The following is a 25,456-nucleotide window of genomic DNA, read 5'->3' as shown; positions in this document are numbered from 1 at the left end:
GGGTTCGCTGAAAAGCTGCTCAGAGCGAGCGTCCGATCAGCAATTTCATGATCTCGTTGGTGCCGCCATAGATGCGCTGGACGCGAGCGTCGCGGAACATGCGGGCGATCGGATATTCATTCATGTAGCCATAGCCGCCATGCAATTGAAGGCATTCGTCGACGACTTTGCCCTGGAGGTCGGAGAGCCAGTACTTGGCCATCGAAGCGGTCACCGGATCGAGGCCGCCATTGATGTGGCGGGTGACGCAGTCATTGTAGAAGACGCGGCCGATGGTGGCCTCGGTCTTCAGCTCCGCCAGTTTGAATTGTGTGTTCTGGAAATCGATGATCGCCTTGCCGAAGGCCTTGCGTTCCTTGACGTAGTCGATGGTCAGCGCCAGCGCCCGCTCGATCATGGCGATCGCCCCGGTGCCGATCTGCAGCCGCTCCTGAGGCAATTGCTGCATCAGCTGGACGAAACCCTGTCCCTCTTCATGGCCGAGCAGATTGGAGGTCGGTACACGCACGTCGTTGAAGAACAGCTCCGACGTGTCGTTGGCCTTCAGCCCGATCTTGTCGAGGTTGCGGCCGCGTTCGAACCCCTCGACCTCGTCGGTCTCGATGACCATCAGCGATGTGCCCTTGGCGCCCTTCTCCGGATCGGTCTTGGTGACGACGATGATGAAGTTCGCCAGCTGGCCGTTGGTGATGAAGGTTTTGGAGCCGTTGATCTTGTACTGGTTGCCGTCCTTCTCGGCACGGGTCTTGACACCCTGCAGGTCGGAACCGGCGCCGGGCTCGGTCATGGCAATGGCGCCGATCAGTTCGCCGGTGGCGAGCCTGGGCAACCATTTCTTCTTCTGCTCTTCCGAGCCGTAATGGAGGATGTAGGGGGCGACGATCGAATTGTGCAGGCCGATGCCGAAACCGTCGACGCCGACATGGCCGATCGCCTCGATGATGGCGCTCTCATGCGCGAAGGTGCCGCCGGAGCCGCCATATTCCTCCGGCATGGACGCGCAGAGCAGGCCGGCGGAACCAGCCTTCAACCAGCTTTCGCGGTCGACCATCTCGTTCTTCTCGAACTCGTCGTAGCGCGGTGCGATCTCCTCCGACATGAAGCGGCTAGCCATGTCGTAGAGCATGCCGACCTCGTCGGCCGCCCAGGCTGGTTTCGGCAAAGAGAGCACTTCGGCGGGATTTGTCGCCACGATTTCCTCCGCGTATCGACAGACAGAAAGGCTAGCGAGACGGAGTTTAGAACGCTTCCGCCGGCAGGGCCATCAGCGTATCGGCACCACTCGAAATACGGGCGAGGTGCGCCGAGGTCTCCGGCATGATCCGCTCCATGAAGAAGCGCGCGGTCACGACCTTGTTGTCGTAGAAAGACTGGGAGCCGTTGGCATCAGTCTTGCCCTGTGCCGCCTTGGCCATCTGCGCCCACATGTAGCCCAGCGCGACGAGGCCGAAGAGATGCATGTAGTCGGTCGAGGCAGCACCGGCATTATCGGGCTTGGCCATGCCGTTCTGCAGCAGCCACATGGTCGCCGCCTGCAAATCGTTGAGGCCCTTCTTCAAACCCTTGGTGAACGGCGCCATCTTTTCGTCCGCGCGGTTTTCCTCGCAGAACTCGCCGACCTCCTTGAAGAAGGCCTGGATGGCTCGGCCGCCGTTCAAGCCGAGCTTGCGGCCGACGAGGTCGAGCGCCTGAATGCCGTTGGCACCTTCATAGATCATGGCGATGCGGGCATCGCGCACGAACTGGCTCATGCCATGTTCTTCGATGTAGCCGTGACCGCCGAACACCTGCTGCGCCATGACGGCGTGATCAAAACCCTTGTCGGTCAGCACGCCCTTGACCACCGGCGTCATCAGGCCGGTGTAATCGTCGGCCGCCTGGCGATCCTTGTCGTCGACGGAGCGGTGCGCGATATCGGACTTGATCGCGGTCCACAGCGCCAGCGCGCGGCCGGCCTCGTTGAAAGCCTTCATGGTCATCAACGAGCGGCGGATGTCGGGATGGACGATGATCGGGTCCGCCTTCTTGTCCGGCGCCTTCGGACCCGACAGCGAGCGGCCCTGCAACCGGTCCTTGGCATAGGCGGCGGCATTCTGGTAAGCGATCTCCGACAGCGACAGGCCCTGCAGGCCGACGCCGAGGCGGGCCTCGTTCATCATCGTGAACATCGCCTTCAGGCCGCCATTGGCCTCGCCCAGCAGCGTGCCTTCGGCCTCGTCATAATTCATGACGCAGGTCGAGTTGCCGTGGATGCCCATCTTCTCCTCGATCGAGCCGCAGGAGACGGTGTTTCTCGTCCCCGGATTGCCCGATGCGTCGAGCTTCAGCTTGGGCACGATGAACAGCGAAATGCCCTTGACGCCCTCCGGCGCGCCTTCGATGCGGGCCAGCACCAGATGGACGATGTTGTCCGACATGTCGTGCTCGCCGGCCGAGATGAAGATTTTCTGGCCTGAAATCTTGTAGGTGCCATCGCCGTTCGGCACCGCCTTGGTGCGCAGCAGGCCAAGATCGGTGCCGCAATGCGGCTCGGTCAGGTTCATGGTGCCGGTCCAGCTGCCCTCGACCATCCTGGGCAGCCAGGTCGCCTTCTGCTCGTCGGTGCCGTGGGTGATGATGGCGGCGATCGCGCCCTGGGTCAGGCCCGGATACATCATCAGCGACATGTTGGCCGACACCATGTATTCAGCCACCGCCGTGTGCACGGCATAGGGCAGGCCCTGGCCGCCGAACTCGACGGGCGCCGCCAGGCCCATCCAGCCGCCTTCGCGATACTGGTCGAAGGCTTCCTTGAAGCCCCTGGGCGTGGTCACCGAGCCGTCGTCATGGCGCACGCAACCCTCCATGTCGCCGACACGGTTGAGCGGATGCATGACGTTCTCGGCGAGCTTGGCCCCTTCGGCGAGAATTGCCTCCAGCACGTCAGGCGTTGCGTCGGCGAATCCCGGAAGGTTCGAATAGCGCTGATAGCCGAGCACCTCGTTGAGCACGAACAGCGTGTCCTGGACCGGGGCCCTGTAGATCGGCATGCTTTTCCTCCACCATGCGGATTGACCCCGAAATCAAGCCGTGCGCGGCAAGCGGGCCAATGTCGAAGCCGCAATAGCAAATATTGACGTTTGCGTAAACGTCAATATTGCGCTGCGGCAAGATTTCCGCCACCACGGGCGCAATCGGCCAAGCGTCACGGCAATGCGCAAGCCAGCGCGAAGCAGGCAGGCCAGACAGCGAAAAGCCGCGCGGCATGGCCACGCGGCTTTGTGGTGAAGGGTCCGACAGTATCGGAGGGCGGCTTAGCTCGCGACGCTCGCTTGCGGCGCCGAACGCTCGGCCAGCATCTGACGCACCGCCGACATCGAGCCGCCGAGTTCATTGATGGCGTCGTCGATCAGCGCCCGCTGCTTCTGCAGGCGAGCGAGCTGCTTTTCCGACTTATCCAGCGCCAGCCGCAACTGCTTGGTGTTGAAACCGGTCGGATCGTAGAGATCCATCATCTGCTTGACGTCGCGCAGCGAGAACCCAACCTTGCGGCCGAGCAGGATCAGCTTCAGCCTCGCCTTGTCGCGGCGCGTATAGAGACGGGTCGAACCGTCGCGCTGGGGGTTGAGCAGGCCCTTGTCTTCATAGAAACGCAGCGTGCGCAGCGTCACGCCGTACTTCTTGGCCATCTCGCCGATGCGGGAGAGATCCTCGCCGGCTTCAACGGTTGCATTATTGGTATTGGCCGCGGTCTCGCCGGCCGAGATAAGCTTCATGGTCACTGGCTTCCCCGTCTGGTGGCGTCGCGGTCCCGGACCATGCGTCGCCTGACTGGAAGCGGGGGCGTGCTTCCGGCCGTGGTTTCGACAAACAAATCGCAAACAGCGCAGTTGATACGCCATTTACGTTTACGTCAATTCTATACCGGTAGCCGCCTCATGACGCAAGGGCGTTCTGAGAACGGTGCTTTATGCCGCACCGGAAGTCACGTCAGCCAACTTCCTTGCAACTTCTTAAGCTTGGTTAACGCGTTGTTTACCACGTTGGGCGAAATGTGCGCGTGTCGGCTACCCGTGGTTATCCTGTATCGAATTTTCACGGTTTTTCGGAGCGCGGGGAAACCCGGGAAGCTTGTCTTCCACCGTGGCATCGAAGCGCGGTCGCCTCGTTCCGGCAGGGACTTGGGGAGCTGGCCGCAAGCCGGCCAATCTGAAAGACGGACGCACCGATGAACAGCAAGCGGTCCTACCTCGATACACTCAATGCTGGCAGGCAGCGCAAGCCGCAGACCACGCTCGAGCAGCTGAACCGCTCCCTGGAGACGCTGGAACAGCGCCTGGGGCAGACGCGCGCGGACGCGACGGCACGACCCGCTCCTCGCCAATATGGCGCCGAACCGCGTTACCCCGCCTCCGACCCGCGCTATCCCGCTGCGCAGCCGACGGCCCAGCAGCGCTGGTATGAGGATCCGCAGCCGGCACCGCGTGCGCACAACCCGGCGCCCTCCCCTGCACCCTTCGACCAGAATTATCAGGCGATCGCGCGAGACATCGACCGCGTGCGCGGCCAGGAAGACAGCGTCGCCATGGTCGGCAAGATCGCCGGCGAACTGCGCGGCATGCGCGAGGAACTGCGCCACCAGGTGACTTCAGGGCTGCAGCGCGAATTCGACGCGCTGCGCAAGGACATCGACCGCGCCTTCCAGTCGAACGCCAAGTCCGGGACCTCGGGCAAGGGCAGCGCTGAACTCGGCGTGGAATTCGAGCGGCTCTCCGGCGCCATTAAATCGCTGTCGGAGAAGAGCGACGACAGGAGCGTCAACCTGCTGCGACTGGAACTCGAACAGGTCAAAGCCGCGCTCGACACGCTGGCGCGCGAGGAGAGCGTGCAGAAGGTCGACCGCCGCTGGGACGAGTTCGACCGCCGCTGGACGGCCTTCGAGGACCGCGTCGACGCCGACCAGCGCAAACGCTCCGACGACCCCGCCCTTGCCGCCTTGACCGACCGGCTGGAGCAAATCAGCAACGCCGTCAACAACCTGCCGGAATCGCTGTCCCTGCGTTCGCTGGAGGAGAAGGTCCGCACGCTGGCCGGGGCGGTCGACCATTTCGCCAGCCAGCAGGACAATCGCGGCGGCGGCACGCTGGCCATGATCGACGAGCGGCTGGACGAGATTTCCCGCGCCATCGTCGCCTCGACAGTCGCCGCACAGGCGAATTCAGTCGACCACGAAGCCTTCGAGCGCATCGAGAAGCGGATCGACTCGCTCGCCCAGCAGATCGAGGAAGTGGCGCAGGACCGTCCCGCGAATGTCGTGATCGACCGGCTGAACACGCTGTCGAGCCGGGTCGACGACCTCGCCGGCCGCGCCAACCTGCCCGAGCAGGCGATGGAACGGCTCGCCAAGCAGATCGCGCTGATCGCCGACAAGATCGATCAGGCGCCGGCCATGCCCGACGCCGACTACATCTTCCACGGGCTGGAGCAGCGCTTCGACGTGCTGTCGGGCATGATGGAGCGGCGCCAGGGCGACGCCATCGAGCAGGGCAACATGCTGTTTCGCGATCTCGAGCGCCGGCTGGACGAGGTTGCCGACCGGCTGGACCAGCGCAGCATGCCGCAGGTCGACAGTGCCGGCATCATGGACGCCATCGACGCTCGCTTCACCGCACTGGCCAAGCGCATGGAGACACGCGCTCCCGATCCCGCCGGCGAGGCGGCGATCCGGGGCCTGGAAAGCCGGCTCGAAGATATTTCAAGCCGGCTGGACGCTTCGGCGGCCCAGGTGGCCGGCATCGATCCGGCGCTGATCCGCAGCCTGGAGGCGCAGGTCGCCGGCCTGTCGGCGCATCTTTCCAAGCCCAGCACGCCGCTGCCGGACTTCGAGGACATCAGCCCACGCCTCGACGAAATCGAAAAAGCGCTGGCCGGGACCCGCGATTCCATCCTCGGCGCGGCACGTGAGGCGGCCGAGAACGCGGTGCGCTCGCTGGCCGGAACGAGCACCAATACGGCCGCGGTATCCGGCCTCGCCCAGGATCTGAAGACCCTGGAGACGCTGACGCGGCGTTCCGACGAGCGCAATTCGCGGACCTTCGAGGCCATTCACGACACACTGCTCAAGATCGTCGACAGGCTGGGCTCGCTGGAAACCAGCGACCCGTCCGAGGCGGTAAGCGAGCTCCTGGACGCGGCCTCGATCGAACCCAGTGGCTGGCGTGGCTTGCAGCGGCCCAAGATGGCCGTGAACGCACCATCCATGACCATGGACGAGCTGCCGCTGACTGGCGACATGGCCGATCTGGACGCGCGTGCCGCGGCCATAGTGCGCACCGAGCCCGGCGAGCCCGCACTGCACGTTGGAACGGGCTTGTCTCCCCGGCCGGGCACGCGCTCGCCGGCGGAAGCCGCCGCCGCCGCCGCGATGGCCGCACTCGGTTCCGACACCACCGCCGGAAAGGACCAGCCGGCAGGCCGCAAGTCGATGTTCGGCGGTCTGGCGCGGGCCTTCAAGGGCAAGAAAGCGGCGGATGTTCCGCCGCTGGCCGGCTCGGCGCCGAGCGCCGACATCCCGAGTGTCGATCTCGACGAGCCGCTCGACCCGAAGGTCGCCAACCGCCCGCTGGAGCCGGGCTCCGGCGCGCCTGACCTCAATGCCATCATGAAGCGCGTGCGCGACGAGCGCGGACAACCGGCAAAGCTCGGCGACAGCGACGCGGCGAAATCGGATTTCATCGCCGCCGCCCGGCGCGCGGCGCAGGCGGCCGCGGCCGAGGCCGACGCCCTGAAGCGCCAGTCGACGATGAAAGGCCCGGTCAAGGCGCTCAGGATAGGCGACCTGCTCAAGGCGCGGCGCAAGCCGATCCTGATGGCGGCGGCAGCGATCATGCTGGCGCTTGCCGGCCTGCAGCTCGGCAAGGCGTTCCTTTCGGATCCCGCCCAGGTGGCAAGCAACGACGCATCCCCGATCGTCGCCCCGCAGCCGGTTCGGACGGCATCTCTCGATACCGCCAGCCAGCCGAAGACCGAAGTTCAGCCGACGACGATGAACAGCGCGCCGGCCCGTCCGGCCAGGCAGGCCGAACAATCCGCGCCCGCCAGCAAGGACGATATGGCGGCGCGGACCGTCGTGGCCATGCCGTCTGATACGGACGCGATGCCGGACACAGCGCCCACGGCCGACCCCGCTTCGCCGGTCACGTCGGCCATGGCTTCCGGCCCGAGCGCCCCCGACGCGATGGCTTCGGCCGCGCCGGTTGCTCCGATGACCGCTGCCCCGGCCATGACGGATCCGGCAGCAGCCGCCGGCGCTACGCAGGCGACGGATGCCGATCTCCAAGCGGCCCCTGCCGCGCCAGTGGCGACCGAGGCGACGACCAACGACACGACTGGCGCCGTTGCGCCCATGGACAAGCCGGCGGCGACAGCCGCGATCAAGTTCGACATTCCGGCCGATGCCGGCCCGGTCGCCTTGCGTGACGCCGCCGCCGGTGGCGACGCCAAGGCGCTGTTCGAGGTCGGCTCGCGCTACGCCGAGTCGCGCGGCGTCAAGGAAGACATGCCGGCTGCCGCCAAATGGTACGAGAAATCGGCGGAACTCGGCTTCGCGCCGGCTGAATACCGCATCGGCAATTTCTACGAGAAGGGCATCGGCGTCGCGCGCGACATCAAGAAGTCGAAGACCTGGTACCAGCTCGCCGCCGCGCAGGGCAACGCCAGCGCCATGCACAATCTGGCGGTGCTGTTCGCCATGGCCGCCGACGGCGCAACCGACAATGAATCGGCCGCGCATTGGTTCCAGGCGGCCGCCGACCTCGGCGTCAAGGACAGCCAGTTCAATCTTGGCATCCTCGCCGCCAAGGGCGTCGGCATGAAGCAGAACCTGGAGGAATCCTACAAATGGTTCGCGCTCGTCGCCAAGACCGGCGACAAGGATGCCGCGGCCAAGCGCGACGAGATCGCCAACGCGCTGCGGCCCGAGCAGCTCGAGCGGGCGCGCGCGGCGACCGAATTGTGGAAGGCCAAGCCGCTCAACGCGGCGGCCAATTCGGTGGACATTCCCGAATCCTGGCAGGAAGGCACGCCGCAGACGACGGCCGGCATCGACATGAAGAAGGCGGTCAAGAACATCCAGCTCATCCTCAACAAGAACGGCTATGACGCCGGCGGCGCCGACGGCGTGATGGGCGGGAAGACCAAGAACGCGATCATCGCTTTCCAGACCGACAACAAGCTGCCAGCGACGGGCGCGGTCGACGAGAAGCTGGTCAAGGCATTGCTGGCGCGCAAATAACGGCAGAAGCGTCGTTTCCACGACGCCCTTGCCTTACATTTGCCTGTTAACTGATTGAGTTGTTTTTTGTTTCGGCGCGGTGACGGGGTTTGGTCCCGCTGCCGCGTCGGCGCAAGAGAAAATTGGCTTTTCGATGCGATAGTGCCCGCAGCGGCTTTATTCGCCGACAGGCAAACTGATCGAGACAGACGGGTGGGCATCTATCTCCCGATCGCGGAAATTTCCGTCAACGTCTTCGTGCTGCTGGCCATGGGCGCCGCGGTGGGCTTCCTGTCGGGCATGTTCGGGGTGGGCGGCGGCTTCCTAATCACGCCGCTCTTGATCTTCTACAACATCCCGCCGGCGATCGCGGTCGCCACCGGCGCCAACCAGGTCATTGCTTCTTCCGTCTCCGGCGTGTTGTCGCACATGAAGCGAGGGACGCTCGACTTCAAGCTCGGCAGCGTGCTTCTGGCCGGCGGCGTCGTCGGCTCAACCGGCGGCATCTATGTGTTCGGCTTCCTGCGCAGGCTCGGCCAGCTCGACCTGTTCATCTCGCTGCTCTACGTCGTGCTGCTCGGCACCGTCGGCGGGCTGATGCTGGTCGAGAGCATCAACGCCCTGCGCGCCACGCGCAGCGGCGCGGCGCCGGTGCTGAAGAAATCCGGCCAGCACAACTGGATCCACCGCCTGCCGCTGAAGATGCGCTTCCGCGCGTCGAAGCTGTTCGTCAGCGTCATTCCGGTGCTCGGGCTTGGCGCCGGCATCGGCTTCCTGTCGTCGATCATGGGTGTCGGCGGCGGCTTCATCATGGTGCCGGCGCTGATCTATCTCTTGAAAGTGCCGACCAATGTCGTCATCGGCACCTCGCTGTTCCAGATCATCTTCACCTCCGCCTATACGACGCTGGTCCACGCCACCACAAACCAGACCGTCGATGTGATGCTGGCCTTCCTGTTGATGGCCGGCGGCGTGGCCGGGGCGCAATATGGCGCCAAGGCCGGCCAGCGGCTGCGCGGCGAGCAATTGAGGGCGCTGCTGGCGCTGCTGGTGCTGGCGGTGGCGATCCGGCTTGCCACCGATCTGTTCGTCACGCCGCCCAACCTTTATTCGCTGTCCGGCCTGGGCCTCAACTGATGAATGGCCTGAAAGCGCTCGCAGCCGTCGCTCTCCTGTCCCTGACCGCCGCCGCGCCGGCGAAGGCGCAGACGCCGCTGACGGAAGGCATCCAGATCGGCCTTTCCACCGACGCGGTGTCGATCACCGCCGGTTTTTCCGGGGCCGACCTGACCATCTTCGGTTCGCTGGAAAATCCCGACCCGCTGGTCGCACGCCAGGGCCGTTACGACGTCATCGTCGTGCTCGAAGGGCCGCCGAAACCGGTGGTCGTGCGCCGCAAGGACCGGGTGCTGGGCGTCTGGGTCAATTTGGATTCCGAGACCTTCGAGAACGTGCCGGTGTCCTATTCGGTCGCGACGACGCGGCCGCTGCAGGACATCACCGAACCCAACAGCTACAAGCAGCTGTCGCTCGGCGCCTCCAACCTCTACATGCAGCCCGCCGAAGCCGGTGACAGCCCGGCGACGATCGAGGAATTCACGGCCGCGTTGCGCGAACGCAAGGCCGCCGCCGGCCTCTACAGCGAGAATGTCGGCGGCGTGCAATTCCTGTCGCAGAACCTGTTTCGCGCTACCGTCAGGCTGGCGCCTGATGTCTCGGTCGGCACGCACAAGGCGCGCGCATTCCTGTTCAAGAGCGGCCTATTCGTCAAGGAGAGTTCGGCGCAGCTCGAAATCCGCAAATCGGGCTTCGAACAATCGATCTTCCGCGTCGCCCACGACTATTCGTTCCTCTACGGCGTGTTCGCCGTATCGTTGGCCATGGTGACTGGCTGGCTCGGCCGGCTGGTGTTCCGCAAGGATTGATGCCGCGGGAAAAGAGGGGTTCCCCTTTTCGCCGCCATGCGATAAACCGCCGCCTCCCAACCCAGGGGCAAACAAGCACATACCGTTCGCCAGGAGCGGTCCCGCCATCCCGATGACAGCGCGACGCGTCGCCGCTGTTTTGCCGCCACGAACAATGACAGGAGGCTGCGATGCATCAGGCATTCGGCGGCATCGACTTCGGCACGTCTAATTCCACGGTAGGCGTCATCCGGAACGGCAAGGCGGGGCTGGTCCCGCTGGAGGGCGGGCAGCCCACTTTGCCAAGTGCCGTGTTCTTCAATTTCGAGGATGGCCATACCTATTTTGGCCGCCGCGCTATCGGGGACTATACCGACAGCATCGAAGGCCGCCTGATGCGCTCGTTGAAGAGCGTGCTCGGCAGTTCGCTCGCCCACGAGAAGACGCGGATCAAGGCACGCCAGATCGGCTTCATCGACATTATCGGCCTGTTCATCGGTCATCTGAGGACGCGGCTGGAAGAGGACGCCGGCGGCGTGGTGGAGAGCGTGGTGCTCGGCCGCCCGGTGCAGTTCGTCGATGACGACGCGCAAGCCGACGCGGAGGCGCAAGGCGAACTCGAGAAGGCTGCCCGTGCCCAAGGCTTCAAGCATATCGCTTTCCAGTTCGAGCCGATCGCGGCGGCGCTCGATTACGAGCAGAAGGTGACACGCGAGGAACTGGCGCTGATCATCGACATGGGCGGCGGCACGTCTGACTTCTCCATCGTGCGGGTCTCGCCGGAGCGCGCGCGATCGACCGATCGCAAGGACGACATCCTGGCCAGCCGCGGCATCCATATCGGCGGCACTGATTTCGACCGGCTGCTGAGCATCGCCCATGTCATGCCACAGCTCGGCTACCTCTCCGCGACCAAGGACGGCAAGCGCAATCTGCCGGCCAGCTACTTCATCGATCTCGCCACATGGCAGCGCATCAATCTGGTCTACACCGCCAAGGCGATGACGCATCTGCGCCAGATCCGCTACGAGGCCGCGCGCGCCGACCTGGTCGACCGCTTCATCCATGTCGTCGAGCACCGCTACGGGCACGCGCTGGCGGCGCTGGTCGAGAAAGCCAAGATAGAGCTGACCGACATGTCATCGGCGGAGGTGGCGGTGAAGCTGCCGGGCGCGGCGTTCGCCGCCGGGATCACGCGCGACGGGCTGGAGGCCACGATCGCTCGGGACATCGAGCGGGTTACCGAAACGGTGGCGCAGACCATCCGCGACGCCGGGGTCAAGCCCTCCGACATCACCGCGGTGTTCCTGACCGGCGGATCGACGGCGATCCCGCTGGCAAGGCGGGAAATCCTGTCGCTGGTGCCGCGGGCTTCCGTCATAGAAGGCGATATGTTCGGATCGGTCGGACTCGGCCTGGCGCTCGATGCGCAGCGGAAGTTCGGCTGAACCTACCCCTACGTAGTCCCGTTCGCCTCCGCGGCCAGATGCGCCTTCAGCGCCATCTGGGCCAGGCTTGCCTGACGGTCGCGATGGGTAATCATGGCGAAGTCGCGCTTCGGCAATTCGATCGGCACGGCTCTCAGGCTCCCCTCGGCGACCGCGCGCCCGACGACCAGCTCCGAAATGATGGTCGCGCCGGCACCCGCCTCGACAGCTTGGCGAACCGCCTCGTTGCTGGGCAGCACCAGGAATATCCTGAGGTCGGCAAGCGAAATCCCCTCGCGGCGCGCCAGATCCTCCAGCACCTCGCGCGTGCCGGAGCCGCCCTCGCGGATTATCCAGCGCAGGCCGGTGATGTCGGGGCGGCCCGGCGCGGTTTCGGCGATCTCTGGATGGGAGCTGGCAACGACCAGCATCAACCGGTCGGTATCGACCTTGACGCGGCGCAACAAGTCGGACTCGGTGCGCCCTTCGACCAGGCCGAGATCGGCGGTTCCATCCAGCACGCTGGCCTCGACCTGCCTTGTGTTGCCGATGGTGACGCTCAGCCTGACGGCCGGATAGGCCTCGTGGAAAGAGGCCAGCCGGCGCGGCAGCCAATAGCTGGCGATGGTCAGGCTGGCGGCGATGGAGAGGCTGCCGGCGACCGTCTGCGAAACATGTTCCAGGACATTGCGCGCGGCTGCGGCCCGCTCCAGCACGGCCTTGGCCTCCGGCAGGAACCGATGGCCGGTCTGGGCCAGCTCGATGTTGCGGCCGACGCGGTTGAACAGATGGACGCCATGCTGCTCTTCCAGAGCGCGAATGGCCGCCGACGCGGCCGACTGGGAAATGCCCAGGAGCTCCGCCGCCTTTGTCATGTGGCCGCGCTCTGCGACGGCGACGAAAATGCGCAACTGGTCCAGGGTCATGCCTGTATTAAGAACCAATATCGATCGAATTTACAAGAACAACTGATTAGACGGATCGATAGCTTTATTCTACTTTTCCTGCGGAATTTAGAAAAAATTAGCCTGCAGGTCGCAAACAGCAAAATGATCGGGCGGTTCAGATCCCTGCTTGCGCATTGGAGCCGCGGTATAAGGCGACGGCTGGCCGGCGACCGCTACCATCCCGAAGAACATTATATGCGCGGCCCCGGGCCGAAGACGCGAGCCAAATCCGCTGACCGCGCGAGCACCACGGGATCATGATGCAAGGACCGCCGCGCGGCGCCAATTCAGCCCCCTCGCAACGCCCGCTTGCCGACACGCGGGCGCCCGATGAAGGCGACGGTGTCGACACCTCGCCTGATGTTTCCGACAGCATCGCCAAGACGACCTGCTACATGTGCGCCTGCCGCTGCGGCATCGACGTGCACATCAAGGACGGCAAGGTCCGCTACATCAACGGCAACAAGGATCATCCGGTCAATCGCGGCGTGATCTGCGGCAAGGGCAGCTCCGGCATCATGCAGCACTACAGCCCGGCCAGGCTGAAGAAGCCATTGCTGCGCACCGGGCCGCGCGGCTCGGGTGAGTTCCGCGAGATCGAGTGGGAGGAGGCCTTCTCGATCGCCACCGAGCGGCTGTCGAATATCCGCCGGACCGATCCTAAGAAACTCGCTTTCTTCACGGGCCGTGACCAATCACAATCTCTTACAGGGTGGTGGGCGAGCCAGTTCGGCACGCCGAACTTCGCCGCTCATGGCGGCTTCTGTTCGGTGAACATGGCGGCGGGCGGGCTCTACACGATCGGCGGCTCGTTCTGGGAGTTCGGCGAGCCCGATTGGGACAACACGAAATACTTCATGCTGTTCGGCGTTGCCGAGGACCATGATTCCAATCCGATCAAGATCGGACTGGGCAAGCTCAAGGCGCGCGGCGCCAAGGTGGTGTCGATCAATCCATGCCGGACCGGCTACAATGCGATCGCCGACGACTGGATCGGCATCCGGCCCGGCACGGACGGCCTGTTCGTGTTCGCGCTGATCCACGAACTCTTGAAAGCCGGCCGCGTCGATCTCGATTATCTGCTCCGCTACACCAACGCGCATGTCCTGGTTATCCAGGAGCCGGGCGCGGCCGATGACGGGCTGTTCATGCGCGACAGCGACGACAATCCGCTGGCATGGGACAGAGTGGCGACGACCTCCGTCAACGCAGTCGATTCAAATGCCAAACCGGCACTGACCGGCAGCTTCACAGTCGACGGGCGCAGGTGCCTTCCCGTGTTCCAGCTGATTGCAGACCGCTACATGGACGTCAGCTATTCGCCCGATGCGGTCGCGGAGCGTTGCGGCATCTCCGCCGGAACGATCCGCCGGATCGCCGCCGAACTGGCCCATGTCGCCTTCGAGCAGGCGATCGAACTGCCGGTCGCATGGACCGACTGGGCCGGACGCCGGCACGAGACGATCACGGGACGGCCGGTTTCGATGCATGCCATGCGCGGCATCTCGGCCCATTCCAACGGCTTTCACACCTGTCGCGCCATCCACCTGCTGCAGGTTCTGCTGGGCACGGTGGACGTGCCGGGCGGCTTCCGCTTCAAGCCGCCCTATCCCAGATCGGCGCCGCCCGGCCCGAAGCCCTGCGGCAAGGACGTCAGGCCGATGACGCCGCTCGACGGCATGCCGCTCGGTTTCGTCTGTGGACCCGACGATCTGCTGGTCGACGAAGCGGGCACGCCGCTGCGCATCGACAAGGCCTATTCCTGGGATTCGCCGCTTGCGGCGCATGGGCTGATGCACACAGTCATCCGCAACGCCTGGGCCGGCGATCCCTACCCGATCGACACGCTGATGATGTACATGTCGAACATGGCCTGGAATTCCTCGATGAACACCGTCGAGACCATGGCCATGCTCACCGACCATGACGAAGCGGGCAATTACAAGATCCCTTTCATCATCTATTCCGATGCCTACTACTCCGAGACCGTGCCGTTCGCGGACCTGGTCCTGCCCGACACCACCTATCTCGAGCGTCATGACTGCATCAGCCTGCTCGACCGGCCGATCAGCCATGCCGACGGGCCGGGCGACGCCATTCGCCATCCGGTCGTCGAGCCCGACCGCGACGTCAGGCCCTTCCAGTCGGTGCTGATCGACCTCGGCGCGCGGCTTGGCCTGCCCGGCTTCGTCGATGACGAAAGCTCGCCGAAGTACCGCGACTATGCCGACTACATCGTCAATCATGAACGCACGCCCGGCATCGGCCCGCTCGCAGGCTGGCGCGGCAAGGACGAAAACTCGATCGGCAAGGGCGACGTCAATCCCAACCAGTTGCAACGCTACATCGACAATGGCGGGTTCTGGCACCACGATTTCACCGAGGACCAGCGCTACTACAAGATGGCCAACCGCTCCTATCTCGACTTCGCGGTGCAACTGGGCTTCATCCCCAAGGCCGAGCCGATCGTCTTCCAGCTCTATTCCGAACCGATGCAGCGTTTTCGGCTGGCCGCGCGTGGTCATGGCCGGGTGGTGCCGCCTGCAAGCGAACGCAGGCGCGTCGAGACCTACATGGACCCGCTGCCGTTCTGGTACATGCCGTTCGAGGAAGCGTCCGTCGACCAGGAAGAATACCCGCTGCACGCGCTGACGCAGCGGCCGATGCACATGTACCATTCCTGGGGTTCGCAAAACGCGTGGCTCAGGCAGATCACCAGCCAAAACCGGCTGTTTGTGCATCAGCGAACCGCCGCCGGGCTCGGCCTTGGCGACGACGACTGGGTCTGGATCGAAAGCATCAACGGCAAGGTGAAAGGGCAGATCAAGCTGGTCGACGGCGTGAACGAAAGCACGGTGTGGACCTGGAACGCGATCGGCAAGCGACGCGGCAGCTGGGGGCTGAAGGACGATGCCGCCGAAAGCAATCGCGGCTTCCTGCTCAACCACATCATCGGAGACCAGACCTTGGCCGACGCGCAGGGCAAGCGTTATTCGAATTCCGATCCGGTCACGGGACAGGCGGCGTGGTTCGATCTGCGCGTGCGCATCGTCAAATGCGCGGCGGAGGAGGCCGGCTTCACCGAACCGCAATTCGAGCGTTTTCAACAGCCGCCGCATTTCGAACCCTCGCCCGACAAGCTCACTTTCGGCGCCGGGTTTCGGCAGGCAAGAGAGGCAACCGAATGACCTGTCTTCCAAGTCCAGGCGGCAAGAAGCTCGGCCTCGTCATCGACCTCGACACCTGTGTCGGCTGCCAGGCCTGCGTTACCGCCTGCAAGGAATGGAACACCGGCGGCCACATGGCGCCGCTGACCGACATCGACCCCTATGGCGGCCATGTCGACGGGGTCTGGTTCAACCGCGTGCACAGTTACGAGCACATCACCGAGATGGGTGGGCGCACGGTCAACTTCCCGCGCTCCTGCCTGCATTGCGAGACGCCGGCCTGCGTCACCGTCTGCCCGACCGGCGCCTCCTACAAGCGCGCGTCGGACGGCATCGTGCTGATCGACGAGGACAAGTGCATCGGCTGCAAATTGTGCAGCTGGGCCTGCCCTTACGGCGCGCGCGAATTCGATGGCGATGTCGGGGTGATGAAGAAATGCACGCTCTGCGTCGACCGCATCTATAACGACAACCTGGCCGAGGGGGACCGCGTGCCGGCCTGCGTCGCCGCCTGCCCGACCAGCGCCCGGCATTTCGGCGACCTCGGCGATCCCCAATCCCCCGTTTCGCAACTGGTGGCGGAGCGCGGCGGTGTCGACCTGATGTCCGAACTCGGCTATCGCCCGACCAACAAATACCTGCCGCCGCGCGCTCACACGCAACGCGCCGCATCGGTGACCGCTCCCGCGCTGGAGCCGCTACGGGCCGAGGGCGGTTTCCTTGGCTGGGTCGACCGCATGCTTTCGAGCTGACCATCCATGCATCCGGCTTTTTCCGTCGTCTTCTTCACCACCGCCACGGGTGCCGGCTATGGGCTGCTCGCGCTGCTCGGCGTGCTCGGCCCGCTCGGCTTCGTCGCGCCCGATTTCTGGCCGGGCTTCGTCGGCATGGGGCTGGCGCTCGGCCTGATCGCCGCCGGCCTGTTGTCATCGACCGGCCATCTCGGCAGGCCCGAACGTGCCTGGCGGGCGTTCTCGCAATGGCGCAGTTCATGGCTGTCGCGCGAAGGCGTTGCCTCGGTCGCCACCTTCATTCCCGCAGGCGTGTTCGGCGTAGGCTGGGTCTTCCTTAGCCGCCTCGATGGCTGGGTGGCGGCCGCCGGCGTCCTGGCCGCCGTTGGCGCCATAGCCACGGTCTGCATGACAGGCATGATCTATGCCTCGCTGAAACCCATCGCCCACTGGCACAGCCCCTACACCTTGCCCGGCTATCTCATCTACTCGGCGATGAGCGGCAGCGTGCTTCTGAACGCTGTGCTGCAAGCATTTTCTCTCGGCTCGAAAATGCTTCTGGCGGCTTCCGCGCTGCTCATTTTGCTCGGCTGGGGCTGGAAGCTGGCGACGTGGCGCTACAACGACCAGCTTGAGATCCCGACCAATGCCAACACCGCGACCGGGCTCTCCGGCGGCATGGTGCAATCCTTGGAATGGCCGCATACCGAGGAGAACTACCTGCTCAAGGAAATGGGTTTTCGCATCGCGCGCAAGCACAGCGCCAAGCTGCGCCGGATCACGCAGGCGCTGGCTTTCGGTTTGCCGATCCTGTTGCTGCTTGCCGCCTTCGCCTTGCCGTGGCCGCTCGCGGCGGCGCTATCGGCGCTGGCCGCGATCGCCCAGTTCGCCGGCATGCTGGTCGAACGCTGGCTGTTCTTCGCCGAAGCGAAGCACACGGTCATGCTCTACTATGGGCGATAGATCTCAGCCTGGCCGCAGCATCGAGTGCGAGATGGCGAAGATGCGCTCGGTGCCAAGCATGTAAGCCATCAGCGACTCCAGGCGAAACAGCCCGGCATAGGCGCGGTCGAGCACGTTGAGCGAACCGGTATAGGCGCCGAAGGCCGGCATGATCATGCGGCCGCCATCGCCGGCAAAGCAGCGCCTGCGCACCGAGCGGCCTTGTTGCACGATGCGGGCGCAGGGATGGAGGTGGCCCGATATTTCCCCCTCTACCCTCACCTTCGATGGCTCATGCCGGAATAGCAGCGAGCCTATGGCCAGTTCCCGCACGGTCTCGCCAGGCAGATCCGCCGGCGCTTCGGGGTCGTGATTGCCGGCGACCCAGAACCAGTCACGGCCTGCCATCTGCGCTTCCAGCCGTTCGCGAAAGCTCGAATGCATGCGCGCGGCGCCGCCGCCGTCGTGGAAGGAGTCACCCAGGCTGATGACGATCGACGGCTGGTAGTCCGATATGACCGCCTGCAGCCTGAGCAGGGTCGCGCCAGTATCATAGGGCGGGATGAGCGTGCCGCGCCTTGCCAGGGACGACCCCTTCTCCAGATGCAGGTCCGAAACTGTCAGCAGCTTGAGATCGGGGAAATACAGCACGCCGCGCGGATCGCAGACCGCGCGCTCGTCCGCGATGCCGACGAGATCGGCCTCGGCGATCAGCGATGCGCGCGCCAGCGAAAAATTCATTCATCGACCATCCCGGGCCCCATCGCCTCTTCGACCAGTGTCGCCGCATCCATAAGCAGAGTTTCATCGGCCTCGCCGTTCACCGGCATCTTGCCGATCTCGAGCATGATCGGCACGGCAAGCGGCGATATCTGTTCGAGCGCCTTATGCATGATTCGACCCTGGATGCGCGAGAGCATGTCCGCAAGTCTGCTGACATCGAGCAGGCCGGTCGCCGCATCGGCACGCGTCGCCTGAAGCAGGATGTGGTCCGGCTCATGGCTGCGCAGCACATCGTAGATCAGGTCGGTCGACACGGTGACCTGCCGGCCGCTCTTCTCCTGGCCGGGGTGGCGTTTTTCGATCAGGCCCGAGATCAGCGCGCAATTGCGGAAAGTGCGCTTGAGAAGCCAGCTGTCGGCCAGCCAGGCTTCGAGATCGTCGCCCAGCATGTCCTGGTCGAACAGCGCGCTCAGTGAAGGTTTCCTGGCTTTGAACATCGCGCCCATGTCGCCCAGCGACCATATGGCCAAGGCATAATCAGTGGCGACAAAGCCGAGCGGCCTGACGCCCGCCCTGTCGAGGCGACGGGTGAGCAACATGCCAAGCGTCTGGTGCGCCAGCCTGCCCTCAAAGGGATAGGCGACCAGATAATGGCGATTGCCACGCGGAAAGGTTTCGATCAGCAAATCGTCGCGCTTGGGCAGCATGGATTTGTCCGACTGGAACCGCAGCCAGTCGGCCACCTGCTCCGGCAGCTTCTTCCAGCGCTGCGGATCGTCCAGCATGATGCGGACCTGCTCTGCGAGGTAGGTCGAGAGCGGGAACTTGCCGCCGCCATAATATGGCACCTTGGCGTCGCTGCCGGGCGCGTTCGACACGAAGCACTCATTCTCGCGGATGCCCTCGAAACGCAGCACCTTGCCGGCGAACATGAAAGTATCGCCATGCGTCAACGTTTCGAGGAAGGCCTCCTCGATCTTGCCGAGCACGCGGCCACCGTGCGACGCCGCCCCTTTGCTGCCGGCCTTGACGTAACGCACGTTGAGGGCGGGCACCTCGATGATGGTGCCGACATTGAGCCTATATTGCTGGGCGACGCGCAGATTGGAGACGCGCCACAGCCCGTCCTTGTTAAGGCGGATGCGGGCATAGCGCTCATAGTTCTTCAGTGCATAGCCACCGGTGGCTACGAAATCGATGACACGGTCGAAGGTCGGCCGATCGAGGCCGGCATAGGGTGCCGCCGTTCGTACCTCCTCGTATAGGTCATCGGCGCGGAACGGTGCGCCGCAGGCGCAGCCGAGCACATGCTGGGCCAGCACGTCGAGCCCGCCATTGACCAGTGGCGGCGTATCCTGCGCGCCGAGATAATTGGCGTCGAGTGCGGCCCGGCACTCCAGCACCTCGAAACGGTTGGCGGGGATCAAAATCGCCTTGGACGGCTCATCCATGCGGTGATTGGCACGGCCGATGCGCTGTGCCAACCGGCTGGCGCCCTTCGGAGCACCGACATGCACGACCAGATCGACATCGCCCCAGTCGATGCCGAGATCGAGCGTCGACGTGGCGACGATGGCGCGTAGCGCGTTCTCGCCCATTGCCTTCTCGACGCGCCGGCGCTGGGCGACGTCGAGCGAGCCATGATGCAAGGCGATCGGCAAGGTGTCCTCGTTGACGCGCCACAACTCCTGGAACAGCAGCTCCGCCTGGCTGCGTGTGTTGACGAAAAGCAAGGTCGTCTTGTGGCGCTTGATCTCGCGGTAGATTTCCGGCGTGGCGTAGCGCGCCGAGTGCCCTGCCCACGGCACGCGCTCCTCGGAATCGAGGATCGAGATTTCGGGCTTGGCACCACCCGTCACAGTGATCAATTCCGCCATGTCACCCGGTGGGTTCTGGCTGACCAGCCAGCGCCGCAATTCGTCCGGCTCGGCCACCGTCGCCGACAGGCCGATCGTCTGCAGGCTTGGGACAAAGCTGCGCAACCGCGCGAGGCCGAGCGCCAAAAGATGGCCGCGTTTCGACGTCACCAGCGAATGCAATTCGTCGAGCACGACATAGCGCAGATCCTCGAAGAAACGCCTGGCGTCGGAAGCCGCGATCAGCAGCGCAAGCTGCTCGGGCGTCGTCAAAAGAATGTCCGGCGGCACCAGCTTCTGGCGCTGGCGCTTGTGGGCGGGGGTGTCGCCGGTGCGCGTTTCGATGGTGACGGGCAGGCCGATCTCCTCGACCGGCTTCCCGAGATTGCGCTCGATGTCGACGGCCAGTGCCTTAAGCGGCGAGATGTACAGCGTGTGAATCCCGCGCCGCGCCTGGCCTGGTTTTCGCCTTGGCCTGACGGCCAGTTCGGTCAGCGACGGCAGGAAGCCGGCCAGCGTCTTGCCAGCGCCGGTCGGTGCGATCAGCAGCACCGATTGCCCCGCCTGGGCCTTTGCCAGGAGCTCGATCTGATGAGCGCGCGGCGACCAGCCTTTCTCGCCGAACCATTTTAGGAATGGCTCGGGCAAGACGACTGCGGCATTCTGGTCGGCGAGGCGGGGCTCAACTGTCACGCGCCAGAGGTAGCGCGGCGACAGTCAATCGCCAAGCAGGTTCGGAACAAAAGGGGATCGAAAAAGCGTTACGGGCGCCGGAACCCTGTAGGCCCGCCATAGAGATAGCCGATGCGGGCGATTGCTTCCTTCAGCCCTTCGCGCGACACAAGCATGGTGTGGCCGTTGGCGTGGATCATGGTTTCGGCGTCGGTCATGATGGCGACATGCCCTTTCCAGAACACCAGGTCACCACGTCGCAGCCCCGAAAAATCAGGGCCCGCATCGAGCGGCTCGCCGATCGAGGCGGCCTGCATGTCGGAATCGCGCAGCACATTCCTGCCCGCCATGCGCATGGCCAGTTGCACCAGGCCGGAGCAGTCGATGCCGAAGCCGGAAACACCGCCCCATAGATAGGGCGTGCCGAGAAATGTCTCGGCCACAGACACATAGTCGCCGGCCACTTCGCCGATTGGCTGCAGATGGCCAGCGATCACGGCTTTACCGGAGGGCAGCAACGCATAATGCGTGCCCCGTGTTTCAGCGGCACCCGTAACGGTTACGGTCGATCCCATGGACAATTGCCCGGCAATCGGAAAGCGCAGGTCCGGACCGGGATAAAGAAACGTGCGTGGCACCGAAACGATATGAGTGGACGCATGGTCGCGCCCGCCCAGCATGGCAGCGGCGACATAGCCGACATAGCCATCGCGTTCGCCCTGGACCCAGGCCCAGCCTTCGGTTTGCTCGAAGACGAGGACATCGTCGCCGAAGAGGAACTGCGTGTTGATGCCGGCGTCGGGCCGCGGCCCCTTGCGCAGATCGGCCACCGAGGCGGCAATCCGCGCAGGCCGGCCGGCGACGAAACGGTCGGCCGTCACCTCGCCCTTCAGCCGCGCATCGGCAAGATCGGAGCGAAAGGCGTGGAGGCGGGCGTCCCTGGCAGTCAAATCGTCAAATCCGGTCAAATGGAAATCGGTTACATCGGCAGTTCGTGGGCCTTGGCGATGATACCATCTCCGAAGCGCTCGACAAAGAGCGCGCCTTCGACGGTGCGCTTGATCAGGACGTTGCGCTTGTCGAGCTCGTCGCGATGGCGCGACACCAGTTTCAGCGCGCCCATCGTGTCGAGCGCGCGCGTGATAACCGGCTTGGTGACGTTGAGGCGGGCGGCGAGCCCGCGCACGGTGTGCGGCGGCGGATCGAGGTAGATGGTGAACAGGATCGCCGTCTGGCGCATGGTGAGATCAGGCGCGTCCTCGCGCACCTGCGACAGCATCACTTGCTGCCACAGTCGCAGGGCCTGGCTCGGGCGCATCGCAATCGACATCGCGCCAGCATGACGGCAAATTGTTTCGGTTCCGTTTCAGTTCTCGAAATCGCCGACTCTGCTTGCGGCAATCAGCCATAGCGCGTCGAGATGATCCGCTCCAGCGCCCGGATGCCCTGCGCCTCACCGCCGGCCGGGCCATGCGGGCGATCGGCGGGGTTCCAGGCGAAGATGTCGAAATGCGCCCAGCTTGCCGTCTTCTCGACGAAGCGCTTGAGGAACAGCGCCGCGGTGATCGAACCGGCGAAACCATCTGATGTGACATTGTTGATGTCGGCTATCTTCGACGACAGTTTCGCGTCGTAAGGCCGCCATAGCGGCATGCGCCACAGCGGATCCTCGACCGCCAGCGACGCCGCCGCCAGCTCCGAGGCAAGCGCCTCGTTATCGGTGTAGAAGGGCGGCAGGTCGGGGCCAAGCGCGACGCGGGCGGCGCCGGTCAGCGTCGCCATGTCGATGAGAAGCTGCGGCTCCTCGTCGTCGGCCAGCGCCAGCGCGTCCCCCAGCACCAGCCTACCCTCGGCGTCCGTGTTGCCGATCTCGACCGTGATGCCCTTGCGGCTCGCCAGCACGTCTCCCGGGCGGAAAGCGTTGCTGGCGATCGAATTCTCGACCGCGGGGATCAGCACGCGCAGCCGCACATTGAGCCCGGCGGCCATGATCATCGAGGCCAGGCCCAGCACATTGGCGGCGCCACCCATGTCCTTCTTCATCAACAGCATGCCCGATGACGGCTTGATGTCGAGCCCGCCCGTGTCGAAGCAGACGCCCTTGCCGACCAGCGTCACCTTCGGCGCGCCCTGCCGCCCCCAGGTCATGTCGATCAGACGCGGGGCATCGGACGAAGCGCGGCCGACGGCATGGATCATCGGGAAGTTCTGTGCGAGCAGGTCGTCGCCCTTGATGACCGAGACTTCGGCCTTGTGAGCCCCAGCCAGGATCCGCACCGCCTTCTCCAGATCGTCCGGTCCCATATCGTTGGTCGGTGTGTTGACCAGGTCGCGCGTCAGGAAAACACCATCGACGACGCGGCGAACGCGCTGCGCATCGACACCGGCCGGCAGCTCGAAGCGCAGCGCCTTGCCCGGTTTCTTGCCGTAGCGGGCAAAGACATAACCGCCGAGCACGATTGCAAGAGCCGCCAATTCCGGCTCCGCGGGCATGGAGGCAAAATGCCAATCGCCCTCCGGCAAGGTTTTCGCCAGCGCACCGACGGCAAGCGCGCCCTCGCCCTCACCGAGGCCGAACATGGCGCCGCCAAGCGCTCCGTTCTCGCCTGGCAGGACCAGCGTCCTGCCAGCCTCGCCGGAAAAGCCGTTTGCCTTGGCCCATGCGACAATAGACGGCGACAGACCGGCTGCCTCCAGCCCATCCCTGGCGACCAGATGGATTGGCAGCGGGTTCTTCGGCTTGCTCTCGACCAGTTCAACGGACATCAGATGTTTCTCCTGCCGAGTTTGCGAGTCGGCGCGTCTTAACCCTCCGTTAGGGTTAACAGAATATTTCTGCTGGAGGGAAGATGGTCACGCAATGGCCACGCATGAATGGAGGCCCAGGTGCCGATGCCGACCAACCGCACGATAGACATCCGGGGAAAACGGCTCATTACCACGGCATTCATGCTAGCGCTCGCGGCGGGCGTTGCCGGTTGCGCGACCGACAAACTCACCACAGGCTCGATCGGACGCACCAGCGGCAAGCCGCTGGAAACGATGTCGGCGGGAGAATTGCACAACGCCACGGCCGCACTTGGCCAATCCTACGCGAGGAACCCCAACGACAAGCGGATAGCGACCAACTTCGCGGCGGCGCTGCAGATGGACGGCGATGCCGACCAGTCGCTTGCCGTGATGCGCAAGCTGGCGATCGCCTACCCCAAGGACCGCGAAGTTCTCGCCGCCTATGGCAAGGCATTGGCCGCCAATGGCCAGCTCGAGGCAGCGCTCGACGCCGTGCGCCGCGCACAAACGCCGGAATACCCCGACTGGAGGCTGGTGTCGGCGGAGGCGGCCATCCTCGATCAGGTCGGCCAGAAGAACGAAGCGCGCCAACTCTACCGCAAGGCGCTTGAACTCAAGCCGAACGAGCCATCGATCCTTTCCAATCTCGGCATGTCCTATGTGCTGGAAGGGGATTTGCGCACCGCCGAGACCTATATGCGCTCTGCCGCCCAGCAGCCGAATGCCGACAGCCGGGTGCGTCAGAACCTGGCGCTCGTTGTCGGGCTGCAAGGTCGCTTCGACGAAGCCGAGAAGATCGCCTCGCAAGAACTTTCCCCCGAACAGGCACAGGCCAACGTCGCCTATCTCCGGCAGATGCTGGCCCAGCAGAACGCCTGGAGCCAGCTCAAGGATCAGGACAAGGCGAAAACGGCGAAAACCGCCACCAACTGATCGTCGCGCGCGGCGCCCGATCGCGCCAAACGAAAGAGCCGCGTGGCATTTTCCGCGCGGCTCTTTCGCTTTGGATTGTGCGGATTCGCCTACTGGGTGCCGTTGCTTTGCGACTGGCCGAAGATGCCGCGCTGGCTGACCTGGATGCCGGCAGGACCCAGGATGATGGCGAACAGCACCGGCAGGAAGAACAGGATCATCGGCACGGTGAGCTTGGGCGGCAGCGCGGCGGCCTTCTTCTCGGCCGCGTTCATGCGCATGTCGCGGCTTTCCGCGGCAAGCACACGCAGTGCGAGCGCCACTGGCGTGCCGTAGCGCTCGGCCTGGACGAGCGCCTGTGACACGGACCTGACCGATTCCAAGCCGGTACGGCTCGCAAGATTCTCGTAAGCCTGCTTACGTTCCTGCAGGTATGAGAGCTCGGCGTTGGTCAGGATGAATTCTTCCGCCAGGGCCACCGATTGCGCGCCGATCTCGTCGGCGACCTTGCGCAGGCCGGCTTCCACCGACATGCCGGATTCCACGCAGATCAGCATCAGGTCGAGCGCATCCGGCCACGCCAGCTGGATCGACTGCTTGCGCTTGGTCGCGCGGTTGTTGACGTAGAGGACCGGCGCATAGAAGCCGCCATAGGCAACGAGGATGCAGACGAAAAGCCGGATCACCAATGGCTTGTCGGGCAACCCTCCGAGCACGAAAATATAGAACAGACCCAGCGCGAAACCGACAAAAGGAAGCACCAGACGGAAGAACAGAAATCGCGTTAGCGGATTTTGCCCGCGAAAGCCGGCGACCTTCAGCTTTTGCAAGGTGGACTCGTCGGCCAACGCACGGCGCAGATCGAGCCGGTCGACAATGTTGCGCATACCGACCGACTGCTGCTCGCGCAGGCCCTTGCGGCGGCGATCGGCCTCGTTCGCAAGCCGCGCGCGCTGCTTGGCGCGAAGCTCGTCACGCTCCAGCGCGACCGACTTCATGCGCGCCTTGAGCTGGTTTCCGCCAAGGGCCGGCAGCAGCGTAAAAACGGTTGCGAACACGGCGACAGCGACCAGCATCGCAATCAGGAGGCTGGGATCCGTCAGTGATTTGATGACTTGTTCGGTCATGCCACGG

Annotated in this window: 18 protein-coding genes; 8 read left to right on the top strand and 10 right to left on the bottom strand. The window is 64.5% G+C overall.

Going from position 1 to position 25,456, the window contains the following annotated elements:
• Positions 1–19: 19 nt before the first annotated feature.
• From LB571_RS08320 to LB571_RS08310, 3 genes are all read right to left on the bottom strand, one after another.
• Positions 20–1,192, bottom strand: a complete 1,173-nt coding sequence (locus LB571_RS08320; RefSeq protein WP_140714003.1) for an acyl-CoA dehydrogenase family protein — start codon at positions 1,190–1,192, stop codon at positions 20–22.
• Positions 1,193–1,238: 46 nt separating this feature from the next.
• Complete coding sequence (locus LB571_RS08315) at positions 1,239–3,029, bottom strand: acyl-CoA dehydrogenase (protein ID WP_140821344.1); 1,791 nt, start codon at positions 3,027–3,029, stop codon at positions 1,239–1,241.
• Positions 3,030–3,293: 264 nt separating this feature from the next.
• The gene (locus LB571_RS08310; protein WP_224593882.1) at positions 3,294–3,755 is read right to left on the bottom strand and encodes a MerR family transcriptional regulator; all 462 of its coding nucleotides are present in this window, start codon (positions 3,753–3,755) and stop codon (positions 3,294–3,296) included.
• Between the two features lie 452 nt (positions 3,756–4,207).
• On the opposite strand from LB571_RS08310, the gene LB571_RS08305 reads away from it, so the two are divergent.
• The 4 genes from LB571_RS08305 (at position 4,208) to LB571_RS08290 (ending at position 11,603) form a co-directional block, all read left to right on the top strand.
• On the top strand, positions 4,208–8,272 hold the full coding sequence (locus tag LB571_RS08305) for a peptidoglycan-binding protein (RefSeq protein ID WP_224593630.1): 4,065 nt from the start codon (positions 4,208–4,210) through the stop codon (positions 8,270–8,272).
• A gap of 192 nt (positions 8,273–8,464) precedes the next feature.
• Positions 8,465–9,388: a sulfite exporter TauE/SafE family protein gene (locus LB571_RS08300; protein ID WP_015319313.1), complete on the top strand. Its 924-nt coding sequence runs from the start codon at positions 8,465–8,467 to the stop codon at positions 9,386–9,388.
• A complete protein-coding gene (locus LB571_RS08295) occupies positions 9,388–10,176 on the top strand; it encodes a TIGR02186 family protein (protein ID WP_015319314.1) in 789 nt (262 codons plus the stop codon). The genes LB571_RS08300 and LB571_RS08295 overlap by 1 nt, the downstream gene beginning before the upstream one ends.
• Positions 10,177–10,346: 170 nt before the next feature.
• Positions 10,347–11,603, top strand: a complete 1,257-nt coding sequence (locus LB571_RS08290) for an Hsp70 family protein (protein WP_224593625.1) — start codon at positions 10,347–10,349, stop codon at positions 11,601–11,603.
• Positions 11,604–11,611: 8 nt separating this feature from the next.
• Here LB571_RS08290 and LB571_RS08285 read toward each other — a convergent pair whose 3' ends face one another.
• Positions 11,612–12,508 carry a LysR family transcriptional regulator gene (locus LB571_RS08285; RefSeq protein WP_015319316.1) on the bottom strand — a complete coding sequence of 299 codons (897 nt, stop codon included), beginning with the start codon at positions 12,506–12,508 and terminating at the stop codon, positions 11,612–11,614.
• A gap of 278 nt (positions 12,509–12,786) precedes the next feature.
• Here LB571_RS08285 and LB571_RS08280 point away from each other — a divergent pair, with 278 nt between their 5' ends.
• Genes LB571_RS08280 through LB571_RS08270 form a run of 3 tightly spaced genes read left to right on the top strand, consistent with a single transcriptional unit; the run spans position 12,787 to position 17,390 of the window.
• Complete coding sequence (locus LB571_RS08280; protein ID WP_224593621.1) at positions 12,787–15,717, top strand: molybdopterin oxidoreductase family protein; 2,931 nt, start codon at positions 12,787–12,789, stop codon at positions 15,715–15,717.
• Complete coding sequence (locus tag LB571_RS08275; protein WP_140821353.1) at positions 15,714–16,448, top strand: 4Fe-4S dicluster domain-containing protein; 735 nt, start codon at positions 15,714–15,716, stop codon at positions 16,446–16,448. The genes LB571_RS08280 and LB571_RS08275 overlap by 4 nt, the downstream gene beginning before the upstream one ends.
• A 6-nt stretch (positions 16,449–16,454) precedes the next feature.
• Positions 16,455–17,390: a dimethyl sulfoxide reductase anchor subunit family protein gene (locus LB571_RS08270; RefSeq protein WP_224593602.1), complete on the top strand. Its 936-nt coding sequence runs from the start codon at positions 16,455–16,457 to the stop codon at positions 17,388–17,390.
• A 3-nt stretch (positions 17,391–17,393) separates the two neighbouring features.
• On the opposite strand, the gene pdeM is transcribed toward LB571_RS08270, so the two are convergent.
• The 5 genes from pdeM to LB571_RS08245 form a co-directional block, all read right to left on the bottom strand.
• Positions 17,394–18,110, bottom strand: a complete 717-nt coding sequence (gene pdeM, locus LB571_RS08265; protein WP_224593599.1) for a ligase-associated DNA damage response endonuclease PdeM — start codon at positions 18,108–18,110, stop codon at positions 17,394–17,396.
• On the bottom strand, positions 18,107–20,641 hold the full coding sequence (locus LB571_RS08260; RefSeq protein WP_140660665.1) for a ligase-associated DNA damage response DEXH box helicase: 2,535 nt from the start codon (positions 20,639–20,641) through the stop codon (positions 18,107–18,109). The genes pdeM and LB571_RS08260 overlap by 4 nt, the downstream gene beginning before the upstream one ends.
• Positions 20,642–20,709: 68 nt before the next feature.
• Complete coding sequence (locus tag LB571_RS08255; protein ID WP_224593598.1) at positions 20,710–21,570, bottom strand: C40 family peptidase; 861 nt, start codon at positions 21,568–21,570, stop codon at positions 20,710–20,712.
• A gap of 29 nt (positions 21,571–21,599) precedes the next feature.
• The gene (locus LB571_RS08250) at positions 21,600–21,950 is read right to left on the bottom strand and encodes a MarR family winged helix-turn-helix transcriptional regulator (RefSeq protein ID WP_023773016.1); all 351 of its coding nucleotides are present in this window, start codon (positions 21,948–21,950) and stop codon (positions 21,600–21,602) included.
• A gap of 71 nt (positions 21,951–22,021) precedes the next feature.
• A complete protein-coding gene (locus tag LB571_RS08245; protein WP_140660663.1) occupies positions 22,022–23,386 on the bottom strand; it encodes a leucyl aminopeptidase family protein in 1,365 nt (454 codons plus the stop codon).
• A gap of 126 nt (positions 23,387–23,512) precedes the next feature.
• Here LB571_RS08245 and LB571_RS08240 point away from each other — a divergent pair, with 126 nt between their 5' ends.
• The gene (locus LB571_RS08240; RefSeq protein ID WP_140615415.1) at positions 23,513–24,343 is read left to right on the top strand and encodes a tetratricopeptide repeat protein; all 831 of its coding nucleotides are present in this window, start codon (positions 23,513–23,515) and stop codon (positions 24,341–24,343) included.
• 89 nt (positions 24,344–24,432) lie between these two features.
• On the opposite strand, the gene LB571_RS08235 is transcribed toward LB571_RS08240, so the two are convergent.
• Entirely contained in the window at positions 24,433–25,449 is a 1,017-nt protein-coding gene (locus LB571_RS08235) for a type II secretion system F family protein (RefSeq protein WP_015319327.1), read from the bottom strand.
• Positions 25,450–25,456: the final 7 nt, after the last annotated feature.

The sequence above is a fragment of the Mesorhizobium sp. BR1-1-4 genome, assembly GCF_020165375.1.
Taxonomy (GTDB): domain Bacteria; phylum Pseudomonadota; class Alphaproteobacteria; order Rhizobiales; family Rhizobiaceae; genus Mesorhizobium; species Mesorhizobium australicum.
This window is presented reverse-complemented; position numbering and strand designations above follow the sequence as displayed.